The organism is Paenibacillus sp. N3/727, from assembly GCF_022637315.1.
GTDB lineage: Bacteria > Bacillota > Bacilli > Paenibacillales > Paenibacillaceae > Paenibacillus_AQ > Paenibacillus_AQ uliginis.
The window spans coordinates 2,896,611-2,917,732 of the sequence record NZ_CP093336.1; the positions used below are offsets into that span (position 1 = coordinate 2,896,611).

Annotated in this window: 24 protein-coding genes; 17 read left to right on the forward strand and 7 right to left on the reverse strand. The window is 43.3% G+C overall.

All coding sequences use genetic code 11. The features are described from left to right. Positions 1 to 22: 22 nt before the first annotated feature. Positions 23 to 1,477: an MFS transporter gene (locus MNQ98_RS13210; protein ID WP_241933574.1), complete on the forward strand. Its 1,455-nt coding sequence runs from the start codon at positions 23 to 25 to the stop codon at positions 1,475 to 1,477. A gap of 148 nt (positions 1,478 to 1,625) precedes the next feature. Here MNQ98_RS13210 and MNQ98_RS13215 read toward each other — a convergent pair whose 3' ends face one another. After that, positions 1,626 to 2,087, reverse strand: coding sequence for an Hsp20/alpha crystallin family protein (locus MNQ98_RS13215; RefSeq protein ID WP_241933575.1), 462 nt, complete (start codon positions 2,085 to 2,087; stop codon positions 1,626 to 1,628). 122 nt (positions 2,088 to 2,209) lie between these two features. Between MNQ98_RS13215 and MNQ98_RS13220 the strand changes: the two genes are divergently transcribed. The 6 genes from MNQ98_RS13220 (at position 2,210) to MNQ98_RS13255 (ending at position 5,598) form a co-directional block, all read left to right on the forward strand. After that, entirely contained in the window at positions 2,210 to 2,434 is a 225-nt protein-coding gene (locus MNQ98_RS13220) for a spore germination protein (RefSeq protein ID WP_241933576.1), read from the forward strand. A 13-nt stretch (positions 2,435 to 2,447) separates the two neighbouring features. Then, positions 2,448 to 2,666, forward strand: a complete 219-nt coding sequence (locus MNQ98_RS13225; RefSeq protein ID WP_241933577.1) for a spore germination protein GerPB — start codon at positions 2,448 to 2,450, stop codon at positions 2,664 to 2,666. 60 nt (positions 2,667 to 2,726) lie between these two features. Then, positions 2,727 to 3,329 (forward strand): spore germination protein GerPC, encoded by a 603-nt coding sequence (gene gerPC / locus MNQ98_RS13230; protein WP_241933578.1) that lies wholly within the window; start codon positions 2,727 to 2,729, stop codon positions 3,327 to 3,329. A 206-nt stretch (positions 3,330 to 3,535) separates the two neighbouring features. After that, positions 3,536 to 3,916, forward strand: a complete 381-nt coding sequence (locus MNQ98_RS13240; protein WP_241933580.1) for a spore germination protein GerPE — start codon at positions 3,536 to 3,538, stop codon at positions 3,914 to 3,916. Positions 3,917 to 4,105: 189 nt separating this feature from the next. Beyond that, entirely contained in the window at positions 4,106 to 5,023 is a 918-nt protein-coding gene (locus MNQ98_RS13245) for a tyrosine-type recombinase/integrase (protein ID WP_241933581.1), read from the forward strand. A 275-nt stretch (positions 5,024 to 5,298) separates the two neighbouring features. Then, complete coding sequence (locus tag MNQ98_RS13255) at positions 5,299 to 5,598, forward strand: DUF3898 domain-containing protein (protein ID WP_241933583.1); 300 nt, start codon at positions 5,299 to 5,301, stop codon at positions 5,596 to 5,598. Positions 5,599 to 5,674: 76 nt separating this feature from the next. Here MNQ98_RS13255 and MNQ98_RS13260 read toward each other — a convergent pair whose 3' ends face one another. Beyond that, on the reverse strand, positions 5,675 to 6,604 hold the full coding sequence (locus MNQ98_RS13260; RefSeq protein ID WP_241933584.1) for an L-lactate dehydrogenase: 930 nt from the start codon (positions 6,602 to 6,604) through the stop codon (positions 5,675 to 5,677). Between the two features lie 439 nt (positions 6,605 to 7,043). After that, positions 7,044 to 7,271, reverse strand: a complete 228-nt coding sequence (tlp, locus tag MNQ98_RS13265; protein ID WP_241933585.1) for a small acid-soluble spore protein Tlp — start codon at positions 7,269 to 7,271, stop codon at positions 7,044 to 7,046. A 248-nt stretch (positions 7,272 to 7,519) separates the two neighbouring features. Between tlp and MNQ98_RS13270 the strand changes: the two genes are divergently transcribed. From MNQ98_RS13270 to MNQ98_RS13305, 8 genes are all read left to right on the forward strand, one after another. After that, positions 7,520 to 8,809 carry a WD40/YVTN/BNR-like repeat-containing protein gene (locus MNQ98_RS13270; protein ID WP_241933586.1) on the forward strand — a complete coding sequence of 430 codons (1,290 nt, stop codon included), beginning with the start codon at positions 7,520 to 7,522 and terminating at the stop codon, positions 8,807 to 8,809. Positions 8,810 to 9,038: 229 nt separating this feature from the next. Continuing rightward, a complete protein-coding gene (locus MNQ98_RS13275) occupies positions 9,039 to 9,227 on the forward strand; it encodes a hypothetical protein (protein WP_208914172.1) in 189 nt (62 codons plus the stop codon). Between the two features lie 229 nt (positions 9,228 to 9,456). Next, positions 9,457 to 9,873, forward strand: a complete 417-nt coding sequence (locus tag MNQ98_RS13280; RefSeq protein WP_241933587.1) for a DUF2500 domain-containing protein — start codon at positions 9,457 to 9,459, stop codon at positions 9,871 to 9,873. 93 nt (positions 9,874 to 9,966) lie between these two features. Next, on the forward strand, positions 9,967 to 10,716 hold the full coding sequence (locus tag MNQ98_RS13285; protein ID WP_241933588.1) for an SDR family NAD(P)-dependent oxidoreductase: 750 nt from the start codon (positions 9,967 to 9,969) through the stop codon (positions 10,714 to 10,716). Positions 10,717 to 10,838: 122 nt separating this feature from the next. Next, positions 10,839 to 11,789 (forward strand): helix-turn-helix transcriptional regulator, encoded by a 951-nt coding sequence (locus MNQ98_RS13290; protein WP_241933589.1) that lies wholly within the window; start codon positions 10,839 to 10,841, stop codon positions 11,787 to 11,789. A 64-nt stretch (positions 11,790 to 11,853) separates the two neighbouring features. Further along, positions 11,854 to 12,426, forward strand: a complete 573-nt coding sequence (locus MNQ98_RS13295; RefSeq protein WP_241933590.1) for a DinB family protein — start codon at positions 11,854 to 11,856, stop codon at positions 12,424 to 12,426. Between the two features lie 183 nt (positions 12,427 to 12,609). Continuing rightward, entirely contained in the window at positions 12,610 to 13,275 is a 666-nt protein-coding gene (locus tag MNQ98_RS13300; protein WP_241933591.1) for a copper resistance CopC family protein, read from the forward strand. A gap of 3 nt (positions 13,276 to 13,278) precedes the next feature. After that, positions 13,279 to 14,355: a copper resistance D family protein gene (locus tag MNQ98_RS13305; protein WP_241933592.1), complete on the forward strand. Its 1,077-nt coding sequence runs from the start codon at positions 13,279 to 13,281 to the stop codon at positions 14,353 to 14,355. Between the two features lie 77 nt (positions 14,356 to 14,432). Here MNQ98_RS13305 and MNQ98_RS13310 read toward each other — a convergent pair whose 3' ends face one another. The 3 genes from MNQ98_RS13310 to MNQ98_RS13320 form a co-directional block, all read right to left on the reverse strand. Continuing rightward, complete coding sequence (locus MNQ98_RS13310; protein ID WP_241933593.1) at positions 14,433 to 15,800, reverse strand: ABC transporter substrate-binding protein; 1,368 nt, start codon at positions 15,798 to 15,800, stop codon at positions 14,433 to 14,435. Between the two features lie 116 nt (positions 15,801 to 15,916). Then, positions 15,917 to 16,741, reverse strand: coding sequence for a carbohydrate ABC transporter permease (locus MNQ98_RS13315; protein WP_241933594.1), 825 nt, complete (start codon positions 16,739 to 16,741; stop codon positions 15,917 to 15,919). Beyond that, entirely contained in the window at positions 16,738 to 17,712 is a 975-nt protein-coding gene (locus MNQ98_RS13320) for a carbohydrate ABC transporter permease (protein WP_241933595.1), read from the reverse strand. The genes MNQ98_RS13315 and MNQ98_RS13320 overlap by 4 nt, the downstream gene beginning before the upstream one ends. A 188-nt stretch (positions 17,713 to 17,900) precedes the next feature. Between MNQ98_RS13320 and MNQ98_RS13325 the strand changes: the two genes are divergently transcribed. Beyond that, complete coding sequence (locus MNQ98_RS13325) at positions 17,901 to 18,323, forward strand: cell wall hydrolase (RefSeq protein WP_241933596.1); 423 nt, start codon at positions 17,901 to 17,903, stop codon at positions 18,321 to 18,323. Positions 18,324 to 18,356: 33 nt separating this feature from the next. Further along, positions 18,357 to 18,833, forward strand: coding sequence for a spore coat protein GerQ (gene gerQ / locus MNQ98_RS13330; RefSeq protein WP_241933597.1), 477 nt, complete (start codon positions 18,357 to 18,359; stop codon positions 18,831 to 18,833). A gap of 153 nt (positions 18,834 to 18,986) precedes the next feature. On the opposite strand, the gene MNQ98_RS13335 is transcribed toward gerQ, so the two are convergent. Beyond that, the gene (locus tag MNQ98_RS13335; protein WP_241933598.1) at positions 18,987 to 20,843 is read right to left on the reverse strand and encodes an alkaline phosphatase; all 1,857 of its coding nucleotides are present in this window, start codon (positions 20,841 to 20,843) and stop codon (positions 18,987 to 18,989) included. Between the last annotated feature and the right edge of the window lie 279 nt (positions 20,844 to 21,122).

Genomic DNA, 21,122 nt, shown 5'->3' on the forward strand with positions numbered 1-21,122 from the left:
TGATCTAAAGGAGGGAAATAAAATGAATGATATTTCTACAACATTCATTACGAAACAAGAGACAAACCAGCAGGCCGATCCACGTCGTTGGTTTTCGCTTATTCTTATTCTGCTTCCAACCCTCCTGATTTCCTTGAACAACTACATGATGCAGGTTGCACTTCCGATCATGCAAAACAGCCTACATGCCAGTTTTTCCGAAGCACAGCTCATTTTCTCAGGATATTCTTTAGGGCTTGCGGTTGCCTTGATTTTGGGTGGAAAGCTTGGAGACATATATGGCAGAAAACGCATACTGTTCTATGGTGTGTTGGGATTTACGTTAATGGGTGTATTAGGTGGAGTGGTATCCCATCCTACATTATTAATTGTTATCCGTACCGTCCAGGGCTTGTCCGCAGCGATGATTCAGCCGCAAGTCCTATCCATTATACAGAGCAGCTTTCTGCCCAGAGAAAAAGGCTTGGTCTTCGCTATTTATGGAGCGGTCATTGGGATTGGCTTTACACTGGGTTTAATCCTAGGGGGATTTCTGGTGGATTGGAATCCGTTTGGGCTCGGCTGGCGTATTGTTTTTCTATTTAATGTACCATTTGGTCTTCTCGTATTGTTAGGGCTGCCGATTGTTCCAGAGTCCCATGGAGATGCTATGCATAGCATTGACTGGGCTGGTACTTTACTGTTGATGCTGGGATTATTTCTACTCATTTATCCACTCACAGTAGGTCAAATGCAGGGGTGGCCATCTTGGACCTGGGGATGTGTTCTGTTATCAATTATGATTTTGTTTGCTTTTATTGCTGTACAAATAAAGAAGAGAAAGACGCATCGAACTCCGTTGATCGATCTGTCAATATTCAGATCAGGTTCGTTCAATGTTGGCATACTAACTGAGATCACCATTTATCTCAGCATGTTCACATTTTTCTTCGTATTAAACTACTATTTGCAATCAGGCCTCCATTACAACATCGAGTCGGCCAGTCTGGTCTTTATGCCACTGGGCTCCGGTTTTTTCCTCACATCATTATTGTCGTCCCGTATGGTCAAGAGATGGGGGAGTGTGGTGCTGAAAACAGGCGCTTTAATCATGGGCTTGTGCAATTTCCTGCTTATTGGGTCATTGCATGTAGATGCTGTACATTTGTTTCATATCCAGAATATCTTGATCTTATTGGTTTATGGCCTGGGTCTTGGCATGGCTACGACGCCGCTCGCCAATACTGTGCTTAGTGTTGTACCGGTTAAATCGGCAGGGATGGGCTCTGGATTATTTACGACTTTTATGTATTTAGCTAATTCGCTGGGAGTAGCTTTGATCAGCATTTTGTTTTCTTTTTCACTTAGACATTCGCTTTCAGAAGCAGGTTCAACGGATTATATAAGAGCATTCTCTATTACCACTTCAGTGAGCGGAGTACTTGCTTTAGTTGCTTTTGTTTGCCTATGTTTTTTAAAAGAGCATCAAGAAAAATAATGAGAAATAGCGGATTACAGCACATTAAAAACTGAAAAAAAATATGCGTATAACATAAATTATACGCATATTTTGATTTGGAGCATTTTTTTGAACGTTGATGTGGAGATAATTGCGATCAATTGAGGTGCCTATTCATCTTTTGAGTTTATAAATAGCGGATGTGGACATCTTTGAAACGACCCGTGGATATTTTTGGCATTTTTACTTGAAGGGAACCTTGCTTAAAGGTCGCTTTGCTTTGATCCGGATTGATCGGAGTTGGCAGTGTGATAATTTGACTCTGGTCATCATTCAGTCCATTGATTTTGAGTTGAGTGCGGTTGAGCTGTATCCATATGTTCTCCGGATGAACGCGCTTAGGAATGCGCACTTTTGTAATTAAATGGTTATGTGTATCCATATGTTCAAATTGAAGCTTGGTTCCGGTTCCGTTATTGTTCATAAACTGCGGAGAGTTAGAGGTTGCGTGACGAATTGCATTTTCAACATATTGATCCACATCGTCCGAATCCAGCTTCAGGTGCTCTTCAAGTGTTTTAAAAGGAAAGTGCTTCTTGAAGAAAGGATCCTCCTTAAGCCACTCTAAGTTAGTCAGATTTGAGCTCATGTCTTTCCTCCTTGCTTTTTAATGTATTGTATGGGTGAATGACTTATTTAGTGACACCTGGGCACCTATCTACATAGAATGACTTATGATTCTGGACTTAAGATTCTGAAGGAGGTGGATTGGTGGTTTCCATAGTAGGCAATTTAAAAATTAACAGCGTTGGCCCCAGTTCCACAGTCTTGGTAGGAAACACAGTTGCAGTTATTCTCCATAGCAACTCAAAAAATCATGCGGGGGCGAACTCCTTTTCACCTGGAGATTCCTTCGGAATTAGCATTACTAACAGCCCGGCAAGTGGTACAATTACATTAGATCCTGATGGTATTGATCAAGTATCTGCTTTATAAGGGTGTGGAAAGCATGAATCTGTCTGTTTACCAGTCCATAACGGTCCAACAGCTGCGTATCGGGACAGTGACAAACTCATCCGTGCTGCAGATTGGCACCTCAGGCACCATTAAGGCATTATCTCACGTTTATAACACAGGGAGCTTGGAGAATTCCGCTGCTCAAAATGGTTTGGAACCGGAAAAGAGACCACCCATGGTTCCATTACCTGAACCAACCTTAAAGCTGTGATCCATAGAATAATGAATCTGACTAAAGGCCCCCACATACAATAAAATAGGAGGGGGTTCTATGCATCCTTTTTACTTTCAACAGCTATTACATGAACTGAAGACTCAATCGGAAAAACTAGGACAGATGGAACTACTATTGCAGCAGCTACGTAAAGATGTGGATGGTTTAATGAACAGGAGCCATACCCATATTGAACGGATTGAAAATCACTTTGATTTACTTAAAATCGAAAAACTGGAAGGCACCTTAAATATAGGTGTGACATCAAGTGATGGTAAAAATCTAGAAGATATTATGGTCAATGGACAGTCTATGGAACAAATCCAAAAAAGTCCCGAACAGTCAGCATTGATTCGAAGTATAGAGCAGCCTGTTATTAGCTATCTCCAGGATGAAATTCCGGAGCTGATTCGAGATATGGCTGGAGAACGAAAAATACACATGGATTCACCATACACACAAATGATGATTGAAGATGTGCGCCGGCAGATTGATGATCGGATTCTTATTTACTTGGAAAAGATTCAAACAGATGAAGAGGGAAATATGAATAAGGACTATATCCGGACTACAATCATTGAGTATATGAAGAGGGATATTGAAACAGCTGTAAGGCAGTGTATGGAGCGGAGCGAAGCTTCTCCGGAAAGTGGGATGTAAATGAAACTGAACGTCGTGAATAAGGAACTATATGTAGGTGCGGTAAAAATCATAGAAATAAGCGGTTCATCGGTATTTTTGGTCGGTGATACTCAGGTGGTTAATTGTTCGTCGATATACGATATGCCCCCGGATTCCTTGATGATAAGTCCAGTCCCTCAGAAAGATCAAGAACAACCATTAGCCCCAAACCAACAGGTTATCCGATGAGGACATCGAAACTCTTAAATCTATATATTAATAGTGTTTTTGACAGTTCTGCGATTATTTGTGGTGAATCCGGAAATATAAAGTCCAAATCATGTAGAATTAATGTTCAGAGAGATCCATCCATATCTAAGGAGGAAGAAGTGAAATTCTCGGAGTATCCGATGTTTCAACGGCAAACTCCCAAATGGATGGAAGATGATGAAGAGGAAATAATTATATCAACGAATAATACAGACTCTATTATTCGGGGAGGCAGTATCAAGATTCTGTCCATCTCAGAGGGAACAACATTTCAAGTTGGATGTAACCAAACGATTGATTTAGAAAACCGGCTTAAAATGATCAAACAGGTGAGCTCAACACAGAATAAACGATGAGAAAGATGGGATTCTAAATGATATGATGCAAATAGTCGAATGAAATAAGCTTGTCTAATATAGTCTGCATTCTACGATTGTGTAGAGCAGACTTTTTTGTATGCATTCAATATTTTGATTAGATGAAGTTGCCGCTATCAGATAAAAATTGTGTTAAAATTAAGGTTCAGCACAAGGAGGAGAAGCGCTATGTCCGATGTGAAAGACTTCTATGAAGAGCCATTAGACGCTTTTCTGATCTGGATGAAGGATGCCGGTTATACGGTTTATACACAGAAATCATATATGAGTGATGCTTATGAATTTCTGGAATCGTTAAATGGAAAAACGCTGGATCATGTCAAAAAGCTTCATGTCATGTCGTACTTGTCTTCTGTCCGCGAACGCGGAGTTAGCGACTCAACCCGGAACCGCAAACATGCGGCGGTTAACTGTTTTTTTAAAGCCTTGATGGATCTGGAATTGGTAGCGCAGAACCCTGCATCCGGGGTGAAAAAATCAAAAACAGAGACGAACAAAGTCCCCTCATATTTAAATGAACAGGAACTCATTCGCTTTTTTGAAGCAGTACAAGGCAAATATCGCACGCGAAACATTGCTGTTTTTCTCCTTATGGCCTATATGGGGCTACGTATCGGTGAGGTTCATGCACTTAATATATCCGATTATAATGCCCAACACCGTACGCTGAGCGTATTCGGAAAGGGACGTAAATGGCGCTCACTTCCTGTTCCAGAATCAGTTAGTCAAATCTTGGAGCAAGCCATATCCCAGAGGCTGGAGCCGTGGCGAGCAAAAGAGGATGCTATGTTCACTTCTCAAAAAGGCCGGCGTTTGTCCATCCGGTGCATCCAGCAAATTGCATCTGAAACCTTTGATCGCTTTCAGGAAGATGTACCGGTGCAGCAAAGATTATCGTATTCCAGTCACAAGCTGAGACACTCGTTTGCAACCATGTTGCTTCGGAAGGGGGCGGATCTGAGAACCGTCCAGGAGCTGCTCGGACATTCATCAATACAGACGACAACCATTTATACCCATGTGAGTAGCCGTGAAAAAGAGGAAGCTATCGCTCGATTGGATATTCAGCTTCCGACTGGATTTTAGTTACATATCAAATATTATGTAAACAATTAAATCTAATTTATCGTCCTATAGGCACTGAAATAGTAGGTTGAAATTAATTTATTATATAAATAATTAATGTTATTAATTAAAAATTTATCCCAGAAATTGTTAACGATCAAATGAAGGGTTATGTGCAAACATATGTGGAAACCAAATGGCCCGATGAGACGGATGAAGAACGCCTTCAGGAAGTCAAAGATCTTGAATTGTGGGCTGCAAGTGAGAAACGAAATATTCAGGAGAAATAGGATCCGGTGGAGGTAACGGAGGCTGCTAGTCGTATCGTGGAAATTAAGCCAGAAATCGAATTGAAGTTTAAAATTGGTGACGTTAATGTAAAAGGACTTCTAGCTGATTTTGGTGAAACTATTCACATTACAAAGCTGAACGGTCGATATGCTGTCGTAATTGAAGGGGATCATTTTGTGTTTGATAAAGGTGTTTCTCCTATTGAATTGCTGCAACCGGAATCTTTCCAGAGTGTGGCCGATCGGCTTCTTAACAAGGAAGAGTTTATCTCGGATATCCCCTATCTTTCCGACGAACAGGAATAAGGGATCGAATAAATAAACGGATAAAAACGTCCGGTCAACTCCTTAAGGGAGTAGATCCGGACGTTTTGTTATCCTATTAAGAATAAAGACTTGCGATCTCAGACTTCAGCTTGTTAGCCGATTTATGGAACAGGATTGTCTCCTCTTCATTAAGAGGAAGGTCGAGTATTTCCCGTACACCGGTACGGTCTACGACACAAGGTACACCTAGGTATACATCGGATACACCGTTATAGTCCTGGAGCAGAGTGGAGACATTAAGCACTGCGCTCTCGTTCTGCATTATGGCAGTTACTATTCGGTCTAGCGCAAGGGCGATGGCGTAGAACGTAGCCCCCTTAGCGTTGATGATCTCGTAAGCAGCGTTTTTGGTGCTGTCATAAATCTTTTGTTTATCCTCTTCATCGATCTCAAGACCGATGCCTGCCACGTTAGCGAGACTCCATACAGGCACTTCAGAATCTCCATGTTCCCCAACAATATGCGCATGAATACTGCGCGGATCAATATGTTTATGCTTGCCGAGAAGATAGCGGTAGCGCGCACTGTCGAGCAGTGTGCCAGAACCGATGACTCGATTAGCCGGGAAACCGCTCACCTTGAGTGTTACGTAAGACAATATATCCACCGGATTGGTGGCAATCAGCAATATGCCGTCTTGATTATACTTTGTAATATTTTTTACGATCTCGTCAAAAATAACAGCGTTTTTCTTTAAGAGATCGATACGGGTTTCTCCTGGTTTTTGCGAAGCACCAGCCGTTACGATAATAATATCGGCCCCTTCACAGTCCGAGTAGTCTCCGGCCCAAACTTTGACACCACCCACGAATGGAAGTCCGTGATTCATATCGAGTGCTTCACCTACGGCTTTGTCGTGATTGATATCAATCAGAACGATCTCCGCTACACGTTTGCGAAGCAGCAGGGTGTAGGCAGTTGTCGTTCCTACCGCGCCTGTCCCGATGATGACAGCACGGCTTGGCCGAAAGATTGTGGAATTCATTCAATCATCTCCTTATCCTAATTTGTCTGGTTTTTATGGGAAAATGTTGTACGTTATACAATTACCCATTATAGGGGTAAATCAATGAAATGGGTATTCTTGACACGAATCAGGTTCCCGTGTTATTTTAGAAGGCAACCTATTTAGTCACAGTTTCATCATGAGAGGACGTCTATATGTTTACAATTTTATCCTGACATTATTTATGGGAGCGGCTGTACTGATAGTCATCGGCTAATACTTGGAAATTTCATGCATATAATAGCATTAGTTCTATAATTATCTATATATAAGATGTCAGCCGTAGCTGAGCTTTCACGATATTTAAAATTTGCGGAGTTGACGAATATTGCTGGGGTATCATTTAAATCCTAATATAAACAGGAAGCTCATTGAGCTTCCTGTTTTCTGTTTCAATTGATTAAGTAGTGGACATTCATTATTCTTCGCGTTGATGTTTCGCTTCATCCTTGATTTCTTCACGAAATCCGGAAATACTTTTCTTGCGTCGTTCATTTTTTTCCAAAATCTGCTCTTTCTCGGATTCGGAAATTTCATCACCAAACTCATTAAGATAATCCTTGGCTTCGCGAAAATTCTCGATTGTATCCTGTACAGCATCCTGCAAACGATGGACATTATCTTCGCGGTTATCCGGTTTAGGCATGATTTCACCTCCTCTTTTTAAAGCTTTGCGCTAATGCTGAATCAGCATATTGTGAAGTTTTCCATGGAAGAGCGTTCCTTATGCATCTATACACAGCTTGTAAATATTAGACAAATAGGATACAAAATTGTTAACAGTCTGAAAAGGTTCCGTTCTGTAAACATATTGGGTTTATGATATAATGACCGAAAACGCGACACGAAAACGCGACATCAAAACGCAAGGGGCGATACGAAGGAGGAAACTGCTTGATATTACGCAATCATTCGTACTGTCGAAGCATATTATTGCTATTCATATTAATTTTTTTACTGACTGCTTGTTCATCAACGTCATCTAAACCGACAGCGGTGGAACCATCCGTTATTCAGCAAGTAACGGAATCTGTTGAGGATGGACAGACCTTAACCGTGGTAACACCCGAAACGGCCAATAAAGCACCTGAGGAGAAAAGTAAATATCAAATACAGACAAGACTAACCGATTTCCATATGCTAAGTGATTCCGAAGGAATCGCATGGGGACTGACGAAAACCTCTATACGTTTGTACTTTACTGAAGATTTTGGAGAGACGTGGGTTGATATTTCCCCTTCACCCAACATTAATTTTGTAGATAGGCTTGTGTACGGACAGGATATTGTGTTTACAGATAAAGACCATGGCTGGATCGTCCGAAACGGAGTAGGGAGTCAGGAGACCATGCTTCTGAACACGAATAATGGGGGGAGTGAATGGAAGCTCTCATCTTTACCTGGTACGGATAAAGTGACGGCTCTTTCGTTTTCTTCATCCGAGAACGGCTGGGTGATGGCCTCTGGGGGGGCTTCTCCGGGCTCGGAGGAAAAGGCTTTATTCCGGACGAATGATAATGGCGGCAAATGGTCCAACATTATGCAGAATTCAGATTATCCCGCCTCTCGTATTCCAGGCACGGTTATTCCGCGAACAGGTTTAATAGTAGGTATGTCATTTGCCAACGCTTTAACTGGATTTGCTACCGTGAAGGAAACACAGGGCTCGAAACTGTATGTTACGAGAGACGGAGGCACACAATGGAACTCCTCTAAGCTGGTTTTTCAGGATGACCAAATGAAGATGTGTAAGTCCTACATACCCGGAGTACCCAAGTTCCTTGGTAGTACGAATGATGTATGGGTTCCCGTAACCTGCTTAAACGCAAATAGTGCCGAATACTTGGGATATTTCTCTTCAAACAGCGGAGAGTCATGGAACCTTGTATCTTTCCCTCTGAAACCTAAAAGCACGAGCGGTACACTAAGTCCTGTATTTAGACGTCTCAATGAAGGCTGGAGCATGATCGATGGTATCGTTTATCGCTCCGAGAATATGGGGAAGACTTGGACACCATACCCAGCTGATCCTGAACTGGGTAAACATCTCGCAGATTATCCAATCGTTTCAAAAATGGAGTTTGCCTCCTCCGAAGTAGGATGGATGCTCGTTGAAACCACTGATGCGAAGCGATCCCGGCTTCTTCTAAGCATGGACGGTGGAGAAACCTGGAGAATTAGATAAATCTATCATGTGTAGACTTTGTCACTACAAGCCTGAACAGCAGTGGCAAAGTCTTTTTTTGTTCCATACGACCTGTGTCACGATGATCGCCACTCATGAGGATTCAAGTTTGGATTATCACATTTTGAATAATGTTCACACATTTGTGAAAAAAATCACAATATAGAGACGTAAATCATGTTACTATAAAAGTGTAAAGAAGAGGTAATAACAAATAGGAGTGATTGAGATGAGAATGGAAACAGATATGATGACAGTTAACTTGCTTCGCCTTTGTTACAACTGTGATGATGCCCACTTGTGTGAGACTGAAGAACAGTGCAAAGCCTGCTGGACTGAACTTGGACTTCTTCCGATCGAAAACGAAAATGAAGGACAACGCGAAACCAAGGCATTTCTGCAAATGATTCATGAGTAATTCTCCGATTAACCGAATATGGAAGAAAAAGAGTCAACTTTTGACCTAAAGCTGGTGATTTGTAGCGATACAAACATCAGCTTTTTGTTATGTTTACCCCCTTGTCCAACAGCAAACGAGTTTTTTTTCCGAATCCTGAGTTAAAGTTGTCTTAATCGGCGCATATAATCTAACGAAGACAAGGAAGTCAGGTGGAATTAGGATGCTCAAAGACGGAAGGGGGAGCCGTATGGGATCGGAATCATATTGGTTGTTCGATTTTTTCGGCAGTGTTATGCCTGTGGTTTTTGTTGTTGTGCTTGGTATTATACTGCTGTCAGCAGGTAAAGGCATTATGCAATGGAATCGAAATAACAGTCAGCCGCTGCTAACCGTGGATTCTCGAATCGTCAGCAAAAGAAGCGAGGTTACACACAGCCGTCATCCGGATGACAGCATGGCTAGCCGTTCCCGGACCTCCTATTACCTGACTTTTGAAGTAGAGAGCGGAGACCGGATGGAATTCACAGTCACTGGAGAAGAGTTTGGAATTTGTGCAAAAGGAGATGAGGGAAGATTATCTTTCCAGGGGACTCGATATTACAGATTCGAGCGTTTTCCCCGATTACACCGTGAACCTGTCCGAGGATTTGAAAATCATAAATAAAAGACTTTTGGACTGTTTCTCTCCTTGTTATATAATAATGAACACAGAACACAAGTCCCAGGTCAGTGCGCAAACACAAGGAGGAAACAACCCATGAAATTTAAAAACATGACCGTTGTCATAACGGGTGCAGTCAAAGGCATTGGTCTTGGACTAGCGCATGCCTATGCCGCCGAGGGGGCCAAAGTTGTTCTCAGCGACAGGGAAGAGGATGAAGGCCGTCAAGTTGAGCAGGCATTGCTCCAAGACGGCTTTTCAGCATTCTTTACCACTTGTGATGTTCGCAAGGAAGAGGATGTGGTCCATTTGAGGAAATTTGCTTATGAAAAGACTGGGAGTATTGATATGGTCATTAATAACGCGGGCGTATCACGCTGGAAATCGCCCTATGAATTGACTCTGGACGAGTGGGACGATGTGTTAAACAGTAATGCCCGCAGCTGTTTTCTTGTCTCCCGCGAAGCGGCCAAGTATATGAAAAACGCTGAGAACGGCGGCTCCATTGTAAATTTATCGTCTACCCGTTCGGTCATGTCGGAGCCGAATTCCGAAGCTTATGCCGCTTCAAAAGGAGCGATCGTGTCCTTGACTCATGCGCTTGCCGTCAGTCTGGGGCCAGACGGAATCAGAGTCAACTGTATCAGCCCAGGATGGATTGAGACAGGGCAGTACGACATATTAACAGAGAGGGATCATGCACAGCATCCAGCTGGAAGAGTTGGAAGACCCGATGATATTGCACGAGCCTGCTTCTACCTAACAGATCCTGAAAATACCTTTGTTACCGGCTCGCATTTGGTTGTGGATGGCGGAATGACTCGAAAAATGATATACGAGGAATAACGATTAATGTTGTTAAATATTTATAGAATGAATTAATGAGAATCGCTCATTTCCGGGATTCTGGAAATTGATGATAGAATACATATTTCTAATGGTTAAAAGCATGAAAGGATGCAGCTGTTGTGAACAAAACAGACCGTCTGCTAGCAATCGTTCTTGAGCTGCAGCGCAACCGGATGCTGCGCGCAGAAGACCTGGCGGCTACATTTGAGACGAGCAAAAGAACGATATATCGAGATATTCAAGCGCTGTGTGAGGCTGGAGTGCCTATTGTAGGTTCTACCGGTCTAGGATATTCCTTAATGGAAGGATACTTTCTTCCGCCAATGAGTTTCACGGTGGAAGAAGCTGTTGCGCTGCTGATTGGTACCGGCTTAATTGAGCACAAGTTGGATACCGGCTATGGGAAACATGCTCAGAGCTCCCGAAGTAAGATTGAGGCTGTCTTACCGGACAGCGTCCGGAAAGAAGCAACAAGAGTACGTACAACCATGAGACTGCTTGCATCCGATAAATCATCAGAGAATAGTGTACGTGAGAAAGAATATGTTGAAGCTTTGAGCCGAGTTATATTAGAAAAACGCAAGGTATCCTTTAAGTACACCAAAGTCCACTCCACAGCGGGGGGGAGTCGTCACAGCATTCGCACCGTTGCTCCATATGGTCTTGTACTTGTTAACGGTTCGTGGGTCTTGGTTGGGCATTGTGATTTACGACAAGAACTTCGCCATTTCCGTTTGACGCGGATGGAGGAGCTTTCCGTTCTTGAGGATCAATTCACTTTTCCTTCTAGTTTCAATTTACAAGAATATGCACCTATGGATGATCGTCACATTACAGTTCGGATTCAAGCAGATCGGGGTATTGCACATAAAATTAAGGAATGTAACAACTTTTACTTAGAAGAATTCTCGGACATCACAGATGGCTTGCATGCCACCTTCCGAGTTCGCCACATTGAGGAGCTGCTGCCATGGCTGCTTCAATGGGGAGCAGACATTGTCGTATTGGAGCCTGATTCATTACGAAATCGGGTTCGAGAAGAAGCTGAAAAATTGTTGAGACGCTACTGACATAACGCTGTCAGTAGCGTTTTTATATGATAAAGCTAAATGATGAGAAGGAGATGTTATACCTATGAATACTAATGAATCTTTACACAGACTAGAAGAACTCACGAATGTATACCTTAATGAATTATCGGGCTTTAGTGAGGAACAGCTAATAAGAAAATCCAATGATGAAGAATGGTCGCTTGGACAAATGTACGTTCATTTGATTCAGTCAGCATTGTTCATGCAGATTCGAAATATAGAGTTATGCATGAGCTCAAGCAGGGAGGAGAATTCTTCAACAGGTGAAAAAACGGAGGCAGGCAAGGCTATATTTGCACGGGGAAGCTTTCCTCCGGTACGAATTCACGTACCAGCTTCACCACAATATACTCCAGCCCAGCCAAAAGATAAGGAGCAACTCGTAGAGGGGCTTGATAGGGTCCTGGAGCGAATGAAGGAGATCGAGCCTGCTCTATCTAAGTTTTCGTCGCCCCATACAGAATTTCATCCTGGCTTTGGTGCCTTAAACGGAAAGGAATGGTTCTTGTTGGTTGAGATGCATTACCGTCATCATTTACTACAGAAAGACCGATTAAAGAAGGATCTAGAAGATGTCGTAAGAAAACAGGATAAACCAATGAAGATCCCAGCTTAATTAAAAGCTGGGTCTTTTTGTTAATGTAGATTACATAAAAAATATTATGTAATCCTTAATTCTTACATATCCGATCTGTTTTTAATAATTCACAAATTGCTCATTAGCTTTACTAGCATGTCTTTGATATTATGAGGAAGATTAAAATTTTAGATAGTTCTTGTCAAAGAAGGAGGAACATTGTTGAAATCATTCAAATCCGTAATTATACTGTTTTCTATGCTACTTGTTTTTGCTTTTCCAGTAGGCACTTGGGCGCATTCGAAACTACAATCAAGCATTCCCGAAGCTGATGCTAAAGTGACCGAAGCTGTGCAAGAGCTCAGCTTGTCGTTTAATGAAAAGATTGACTCAACATTAAGCACATTAAGTATCAAAAATGATAAGGGTGAAAAATTGGATACAACGGAGGTAAAGGTTGAAGAGAATCTTTTAAAAGCTTCTTTGGAAAAACCTTTGGACTCCGGGTCCTACACAGTGGAGTGGAAAATCGTTGGTCGTGACGGTCACCCCGTGAAAGGTACTTATGCTTTCCAAGTAGAAGCCCCAAAAGAAACTCCAAAAGAAACTCCGGATGCAGTAAAAGATAACGCTGATGAAGGTACTACTGATAAGCAAGAAAATGCAGCCGGGGATACAAATTCAGATCAAGAGAAACCGGACGAAACTCCAACCCCAACGAATACGGATGAAGCTGCTGCGGCCGATAACACACCTGCCGAACAGCCTCAATCTTCATCGGGTGCTGATGAATCGGGATCTGGAAATACCTTATGGATTGCGATCATTGTGGTCATAGCTGTTATTGGAGTCTACTTTGCTCTTAAACAATCTCGGAAAAAACGGTGATCCATGTACTGGATTAGTGAGCCGCTACTATATTTAGGATATTCACTACTGGCGGGAATTACCGTTCTTTCCTTCATACCAGAATCCAAGAAACCAGAAATCAAATTTCCGATCTGGCTTGGACCTGTCGCTGCTCTCAGTGTAGCTTTATGCGCCTTTATACCGATTCTGCAGATCATCATGTTTTTTAAGGACGATGTTGGATTTTCCCAATCGTTTGAGGCGGTTATGTTCTCCTTCAAGGAAGGGGAGAGATACGCCTGGATTGCCGGACTTTCTATTCTAATGGCTGTACTAACGGTTCTTGTCCATCGCAGACCAAAGGCTGCCGTGCGTTGGCTGTTGCCTATTTGTTTATTGGGGATCTCCGCCGCGATGTCTTCGTTCAACCACGCGGCTTCCTTGTTCGGATTTAAAGGTGAAATGGCCTTTTTTGGGCATTTTACCGCCATGGCTGTATGGACAGGGACACTTCTTATTGTTGGCTGGTTTAATAGAGGAACGGAAGGATGGGGCGCTTTTCTAAAATGGTTCCATCCCTTAGCGATTATCTGTGTTCTTCTTGTCGTGGGCTCCGGACTGTTTCTCATGAGTGGAGTGACACCTGACCTCGTTAACAGTTGGGTGCTGCCATATGGTCAAGCACTCTTGATCAAACATATTCTTATTATCCCGCTTCTTGTATTTGCCTTTATTAACGGGAACCTGATGAAAAGAAAGCTGATTCGTGACCAGGGGTTTAGACCCGCCATCTGGGTAAGAAGCGAAGGAGTCATACTTTGGCTGATCTACATTGTGACGGGGTATATGAACCAACAGCCTGCACCACATGATCAGACTGTATCATTAACCACCTCTGATGCTGCCACCATATTTAATTGGTTCCACCCTGGTTTCGAAGGAAAGCCGCTAAGTTTTGGTTGGAGCTTACCAGGCCTATTACTGCTTCTGATCGGGCTTGCGCTCTTAACATTTATGGTAACTCTGTTTAAGCGAAATAAGCGTGCTGGTATCGCTCTCCTGACCGGGTTGGGTGCAGCGGTTGCAATATATTGTGGAATCATGTTTTCTTTTAGATAATATAATGAAAAACAACGACAAAAGGAGTGTCCTAAAGGTCTATTGACCTGGACACTCCTTTTGTCGTTGATGAGAAGTTACTTCACGGTTTTATTATAAATTTCGATTTTGGATGTTATTTCTGCAGCTGCTTTATCCAATGCTTCCTGTGGTGATTTTTGTCCATTTAATACTTCTTCTATGGCCGTTTCCGTGATTTGTCTAGCCTCAGGGAATACGCCCATGACAGCACCTTGAGTGGCTAAATTCGGTTCTGTCTGATGGAGTTGGTCGACGGCAGTTTGGAACTGAGGGTATTTCTCCAGGTTTTCCTTCACAATGGGTTCGTCATAGGCTTTGGTGGTTACCGGGAAATAGCCTGTATTTACATGCCAGTAAGCTTGTGTTTTCGGTTCAGCAAGGTACTTCATGAATTCCCACGCACCTTTTTGCTCAGTCTCAGACTTGTTGCCAAGCAGCCACAGGCTTGCTCCGCCGATGATTACGCCGCCTTTGCCGCCGTTTGACGGCTTAGGCAAGAAGGCTGTTCCAACTTCGAACTTGCCTTCAGAAGCGCTGACGATGCCGCGTAGGGAGGCGGTAGAGTCCAACGTCATGGCAACTTGTCCAGCAGCAAATGCTTTTTTAGTGTCATCGGTTTTACGTCCAAGGTTTAGAAGGGATTTATCATTAAGCATTCCTTTCCACCATTCGAGCGTCTCCACACCAGCCTTACTGTTTACCTGAGAAGCTGTTGAAAGCGAACTGCGACCGTTTCCGTTGTTCAGTAGCTCAGCGCCTTGGTTGGCAAGAAATTGTTCCATAAACCATCCGTAAATTGCAAAGGAGGCGCCTGTTCTTCCGTCTTTAGTCAACTTCTTAGCAGCTGCAGCTACTTCCTCGTAGGTTTTTGGAGGATTTTCCGGATCCAACCCAGCAGCTTTAAAGGCATCTTTATTGTAATAAAGAATCGGGTTGGACGAATTGAAAGGCATGGAGTACAGCTTGTCATCGAAAGTGTAGTAATTTTTAATATTTGGCTCAAGACTGGAGATATCATATTGTTCAGCATCTATAAAATCTTGAACAGGCTTAATCGCTTTGGTATCCATCATGAAGCGGCTGCCGATTTCATACACCTGGATCATCGCCGGACCGCTGTCCGAGCCAAGAGAAGCCTTCAGCTTGTTCAAGCTTTCATCGTACGTCCCCTGGAACACACCCTCTACCTGAATATCCGGATGCGCCGCATTGAAGTCCGAGATTAGCTTGTCCGCTACTTTTCCGAGATCCCCGCTCATGGAATGCCACCACACAACTTTTACAGGCTCCTTGGCGGTCCCAGAGTCAGCGGCAACAGCTGTTTCAGCAACTTTCGGTGAACCGTTGCTTCCACAGGCTGAACTCACAATCATCATACAAGCGAGCAGAAGCAGGGTGAAGGATCTTTTTCCAATACGTTTCATGATCGTTAATCTCTCCCTTTGAAAATATAGTTTGTATCTATATCAACATTACGTAGCCAAATGCAGCTGGCCCCGCAAGACCGATTTCTCATATCCTTATCGCTTGAACACCAATATTACCCTTTTAACGCTCCTGCAGTAATGCCACGAACAAGCGGTTTAAGGCCTAACGCAAGCAGTAGCAAGGAAGGGAGCAACAATGTAAGAACCCCTGCAAGTATCAGGTTCCACGAATTCATCTCTTCGAATTGAAGCATGCCGATACCGATCTGAACGGTACGCATCTCCTCCCGGTTGGTTGTTAACAGCGGCCATAAGTACATGTTCCAATTGTTTAGAAAAGAGTAGACACCGAGCGTGGCGATACCTGGTAGGGATAACGGTATGACCAGCTTTAGGAACATCCGCACATGTCCGCAGCCATCCACACGGGCTGCTTCGAACAGCTCTTTTGGCAGCTGCAAAAAGTACTGTCTCAGTAGAAATGTCCCGAATGCGGAAGCGACAAAAGGAACAATGAGCCCTTGATAAGTATCAAGCCAGTTGAGGCTTTTTACCGTAAGGTAATTAGGAATCATAATGACTTCCCAAGGAACCATCATGGTAGCCAGAAACAAGCTGAATAACAGCGTTTTTCCAGGGAATTTGAGAAATGCGAAGGCGTATGCAGCAAGGCTCGCCGTTATGATCTGCCCTATCATGATTGCGCAGGATACGATCATACTGTTTCCAATGAATCTTAGAACCGGAATGGTATCGACGACCTTGATGAAGTTGGACATATTTAAAGCATCCGGCAGTAGTGGCGGTGGATACACGGCAGATTCTGCTTCACTCATCATGGAAGTAGACAGGGTGTATAGGAGAGGGAAAGCGACGAGAAGTGAGCAGACCAGCAGAGCCAGGTAGATAAAGCTTTTTGGCAGGAGACGCATGCTCATTGGTAATGCACCTTCTTTTCAACGAATTTGAACTGAGCGACGGTGAGCAGAAGGATGATTGCAAACAGGATCAGCGCTTGAGCACTTCCTATACCGAAACGAAAGTTAATGAATGCATCCTGATAGATGTTGTAAACCATCACATTCGTGCTGTTCATCGGACCACCCTTTGTCAAGATGTTAATCTGTCCGAACGCTTGAAAGGAACCTATGATGGATACGACCAGCGTAAAGAAGAGAGTAGGGGAGATGAGCGGCAGCGTAATCCGGAAAAATGTTCGTATCGGACCCGAGCCGTCGATTTTTGTGCTGTCATAAATATCGTCTGAGACGCCCTGCATTCCGCTCAGCATCAAAATATAGTTGAAACCAAGATTCATCCAAACTGTCATCAAGGCAATGGACAGCATCGCCCATTTCGGATCGGTCAACCATTGTACCGGCTCAATTCCGATGAGGTGCAGGAAATAGTTAAGTATCCCTAGGGTTGGGTGGTACAGGATCATCCAGATCATCGAGCCGGTACCGACAGAAACAGCCATCGGTAATGAAAATATGAACCGGAACACTTTCATCCCCTTCAGTCTGTTGTGAGTTAAAGCTGCTAGGAGAAGAGCGGCAGCGATGCCGGCAGGTACCGTCAGCACGATAAACAGCATAGTATTCGTAAAACTTTTGAAAAACATATCGGATACCAGAATCTGCTTGAAATTGTCTAGACCGACGAATTCAGCCACTCGGCCTTGGGGATCGGTTAGAAACAAGCTGAGGTACACTGATTTAATGAGAGGATAGAATAAAAATAAACCGAACAGCAAAATCGAAGGGGTCAGTAATGCATACGCCAACACAATTTCTTTACGGCGGATTTTTTTGATCGATGTGCCGCTTGCCTTGGTAATCAGTTCTTGCTCATGGGTTGAAGACGTCAGAGAGTGCCTCGGAGGAGAGAGCATGTATTCTTTTTCCATGGATTTGCATTACCTCACTTTCATGCTTGGCCTTACTTATATAAGAGTATAGAATCCAGATGTTAAATCTGATGGGGATTTGTGTATGGCGAAAGTAATTTTATATAAAACCTTTTTGCCTGTTGTCACCTCTATGGGCGAATGCACATAAGATACAGGGTGAAAACATGGAAATGAGGAGGAGAACTGTGGCCGTTATCAAAGCGAATTCATCAGATGTGGATTTATTGGCAAGATTGATTCGTGCCGAGGCGGAGGGAGAAGGGGAACAGGGCATGCTCATGGTCGGAAATGTTGGAGTAAACCGGATCTTGGCGAATTGTCTGGACTTCCTTAATATCCGCAACATGAATGACATGGTGTTTCAGAGTCCAGGCGGATTTGAAGCGACCCAGAAGGGTTACTTTTATCAGAGAGCCCGAGATAGGGATAGAAGGTTGGCTCGGCGTACCATCAATGGGGAGCGCACCTGGCCTGCGAATAACGCTTTGTGGTTTTTCAGACCTGAAGGGGATTGCCCACCAACTTGGTATAACCAGGAAAATACCGGTCGGTTCAAGGCTCACTGCTTTTTCAGACCTACTTTCGAAGATTGTCCGAATGTATATTAATAGCGTTTTGTACAATGAAGGAGGAAAATACTTATGTTAAACCATGGAAATGCACCTGTGAACTATACGATTGGTAATGGATATCCAGGTATCCAGCAAGGTTTTCAGCAAGGCTTTCAACAAGGTGCCCTGCCACAGCAAAATCGTGGTATGACCCCTAATAACGCTAAGATGCCTCCACAAGTGATGAGTGGTTCTCCTATGTCACCTACAGGTCAAGTTATTCAGGTTCCACCGCAGTTCGAGCAGTCCTACATTGAAAATATTCTCCGTCTGAATCTTGGTAAGCAAGCTACATTCTACATGACTTATGAGAATAACTCCCAATGGAACGCAAAAATATTTACAGGGGTTATAGAAGCAGCTGGCCGCGATCACATCATTATCAGTGAGCCACAAACGGGCCGTCGAATCGTCCTTCTTATGGTGAACCTTGACTATATCGTGTTTAATGAGCCTCTGACATATCAATATCCTGGAGTGGCTGGCACCCCGCCAATGGGAAGATAGTAAATAAGGATTAAAAATGAAAGTGTATTTTTCAGGCCAGATAACCAAACAGGCCACTCAAGGATAAAATCAAAATCCTCGAGTGGCCTAACTTCTTTTTTTAGAGGGATATCCCTAAATTCTACTTCGGGACATTTCTATTGTGTAGCATCATTACTTTTTAACTTTCTCTTTAACTGGATCTAACTGCAATGCTGTCATCATTTTTCGGAATACTTCAGTATTATCCATGTATCCGCTAAAGAAAGAGGCTCCGGGACCTGATGCATTGATCGGCACATCGTCAAACGTGTGAACCTCCTGACCTTCATCATGAGGAAGGTTGCCATTGTAATGCACTCCATTTGGGTCCTTATCCGGATTAGCAATGTACCATGACTTGTCAGTCACTTTCGGGTCTTGGATCGTTGGACTTACCGGTTTCGGATTTGTCATGTAATCTTCATTATGATCCGGGTGGTTACCCCAACCAATGGCTAGTTTCCAATCGGAATCTGGTTTGTCGGGGAAACCGTCTCCATCGGCATCCTTGTAGGTCGGGAATTTCGAATCCGCATAGGTGCCGATTAGCTCGCGGAGCTCATCACCTTTTTTGCCGGCAGCATCTTTTACGGAGAATGTACCGTTTAAAGTCATGGAGTGGCCATGGTCGGCTGTTACAATAACAAGTGTTTCTGGGTGCTTGCGAACGTACTCCTTGACGAGTCCCACAGTCTGGTCAAATTCAATCGTATCCCAAATCACTCGTTCCATATCCATGGTATGTGCCTGTTTGTCAATCGAAGCACCTTCGACCATCAAGAAAAAGCCGTTTTTGTTATTATCAAGTACGTCTAGTGCTTTTGAGGTCATTTCCATCAAAGTAGGCTGGTCATTATACGTTCCAACGATGTCGGGATTATTAGGTTGTGTATATTCACGGTCGAAATATACGTTCATGTTGCTTGGACGGAACAGACCAAGAAGCTTTCCGTTGGCTGAAGTTTTATTCAGCTCCTTAGCGTTGGTAACATATGAATACCCTTGCTTTTTGTACGCATCAATAAGATTGGTCTGATCTTTACGTTTACCACCATCAGAAGCAGGAAGGAACCATTCTCTACCGCCTCCAAGCAGCACATCCGGACGATGGAGAGGATCCAGAAAGGACTTGGCAATAAACTCTGATTCATACCGTGAACGGGTATGTACAGTCATAGCAGCTGGTGTTGCATCAGTGATGTCAGCTGTCGTTACAAGACCTGTAGACATCCCTCGTGTACGTTTTAGCAGCTCAATAATGTTCTCAACTTTAGGATCATCTAACGGATCGGCTGTATTGTCAGGGTAAACACCCTCTGCGTTAACTGCTGTTTTATGACCCGTAGCATAGGCTGAGGCGCTATTGGCAGAGTCTGTAACGATAGAATCCATACCTGACGTGGTAACCATACCCATGGAGTCCATGTTCTCCATTTCCAGCCAACCTTTAAACTTGCCTTCATTTATTCCTTTTGAAACAACGCGTGCAGCGGTTCTTATGTTAGAGCTCATTCCGTCGCCTACCATAAGAACGACATTTTTCGCTTTTTTACCGTTGCCAATGGCTTGATACACTTCATAATTGACCGTTTTAGTCAACGTTTTTTTCTTGTGATTGACGGAGGCTTTAACGGAAATACGTTCCGGTTTTTTAAATGATATATCGCGGATCGTATACTCCGTGCTATTCGCTGTGGTGTGCGTAATGACAGGCTTTTTGCCAAAATATTGGCCAGCATCCTTGCCGTTAATAAGCACCTGCAGTGGTTCTTTGCTTTCAATACCTGTAATTTCTACTCTAAAGTCCAATTTTTGACCTGCCAATATAGCAGCTCGATCAATAGGCAAAATCGTAATGACTGGTGCAGTGGAAGCCTGTTGATTAGCGTTTATTCCTTCTGCATGAGCGGGGAGTGGAGCCGTTCCCCCGAATGCAGCTGCCACTGTAAGTAAGATAGCAGCCATACGTGTTGATCGATTGTTTTTCACACTAGTTCCTCCTTAAAAGGTGTCTTCGAATCTAGTATGAAGGTCAATTATTAAGAGAGCATCAAATTGGTGTAAACGAGTGTTAAATGACGATAATCAAAAAACAGCTTGTAACAACGCGGTTTTATGTCATAACAGAGCGTTTGACTGTGTATCGTATAACTATATAATTACTTATATAGGTTGTTTACGTTAAAAAAACAAGGAGATGAGAACATTGGGAAGTTGACGCGTTGTCCGATTACGTTGTTATGCGTTATGGCTCCACACATTTTTAAT

What these genes read in the sequence shown, in the direction of transcription:
- MNQ98_RS13210 (WP_241933574.1), top strand. Translation starts at nt 23, where the DNA reads ATGAATGATATTTCTACAACATTCATTACGAAACAAGAGACAAACCAG.
- MNQ98_RS13215 (WP_241933575.1), bottom strand. Translation starts at nt 2,087, where the DNA reads ATGAGCTCAAATCTGACTAACTTAGAGTGGCTTAAGGAGGATCCTTTC.
- MNQ98_RS13225 (WP_241933577.1), top strand. Translation starts at nt 2,448, where the DNA reads ATGAATCTGTCTGTTTACCAGTCCATAACGGTCCAACAGCTGCGTATC.
- gerPC (WP_241933578.1), top strand. Translation starts at nt 2,727, where the DNA reads ATGCATCCTTTTTACTTTCAACAGCTATTACATGAACTGAAGACTCAA.
- MNQ98_RS13240 (WP_241933580.1), top strand. Translation starts at nt 3,536, where the DNA reads ATGAGGACATCGAAACTCTTAAATCTATATATTAATAGTGTTTTTGAC.
- MNQ98_RS13245 (WP_241933581.1), top strand. Translation starts at nt 4,106, where the DNA reads ATGTCCGATGTGAAAGACTTCTATGAAGAGCCATTAGACGCTTTTCTG.
- MNQ98_RS13260 (WP_241933584.1), bottom strand. Translation starts at nt 6,604, where the DNA reads ATGAATTCCACAATCTTTCGGCCAAGCCGTGCTGTCATCATCGGGACA.
- tlp (WP_241933585.1), bottom strand. Translation starts at nt 7,271, where the DNA reads ATGCCTAAACCGGATAACCGCGAAGATAATGTCCATCGTTTGCAGGAT.
- MNQ98_RS13275 (WP_208914172.1), top strand. Translation starts at nt 9,039, where the DNA reads ATGAGAATGGAAACAGATATGATGACAGTTAACTTGCTTCGCCTTTGT.
- MNQ98_RS13280 (WP_241933587.1), top strand. Translation starts at nt 9,457, where the DNA reads ATGGGATCGGAATCATATTGGTTGTTCGATTTTTTCGGCAGTGTTATG.
- MNQ98_RS13285 (WP_241933588.1), top strand. Translation starts at nt 9,967, where the DNA reads ATGAAATTTAAAAACATGACCGTTGTCATAACGGGTGCAGTCAAAGGC.
- MNQ98_RS13295 (WP_241933590.1), top strand. Translation starts at nt 11,854, where the DNA reads ATGAATACTAATGAATCTTTACACAGACTAGAAGAACTCACGAATGTA.
- MNQ98_RS13305 (WP_241933592.1), top strand. Translation starts at nt 13,279, where the DNA reads ATGTACTGGATTAGTGAGCCGCTACTATATTTAGGATATTCACTACTG.
- MNQ98_RS13310 (WP_241933593.1), bottom strand. Translation starts at nt 15,800, where the DNA reads ATGAAACGTATTGGAAAAAGATCCTTCACCCTGCTTCTGCTCGCTTGT.
- MNQ98_RS13315 (WP_241933594.1), bottom strand. Translation starts at nt 16,741, where the DNA reads ATGAGCATGCGTCTCCTGCCAAAAAGCTTTATCTACCTGGCTCTGCTG.
- MNQ98_RS13320 (WP_241933595.1), bottom strand. Translation starts at nt 17,712, where the DNA reads ATGGAAAAAGAATACATGCTCTCTCCTCCGAGGCACTCTCTGACGTCT.
- gerQ (WP_241933597.1), top strand. Translation starts at nt 18,357, where the DNA reads ATGTTAAACCATGGAAATGCACCTGTGAACTATACGATTGGTAATGGA.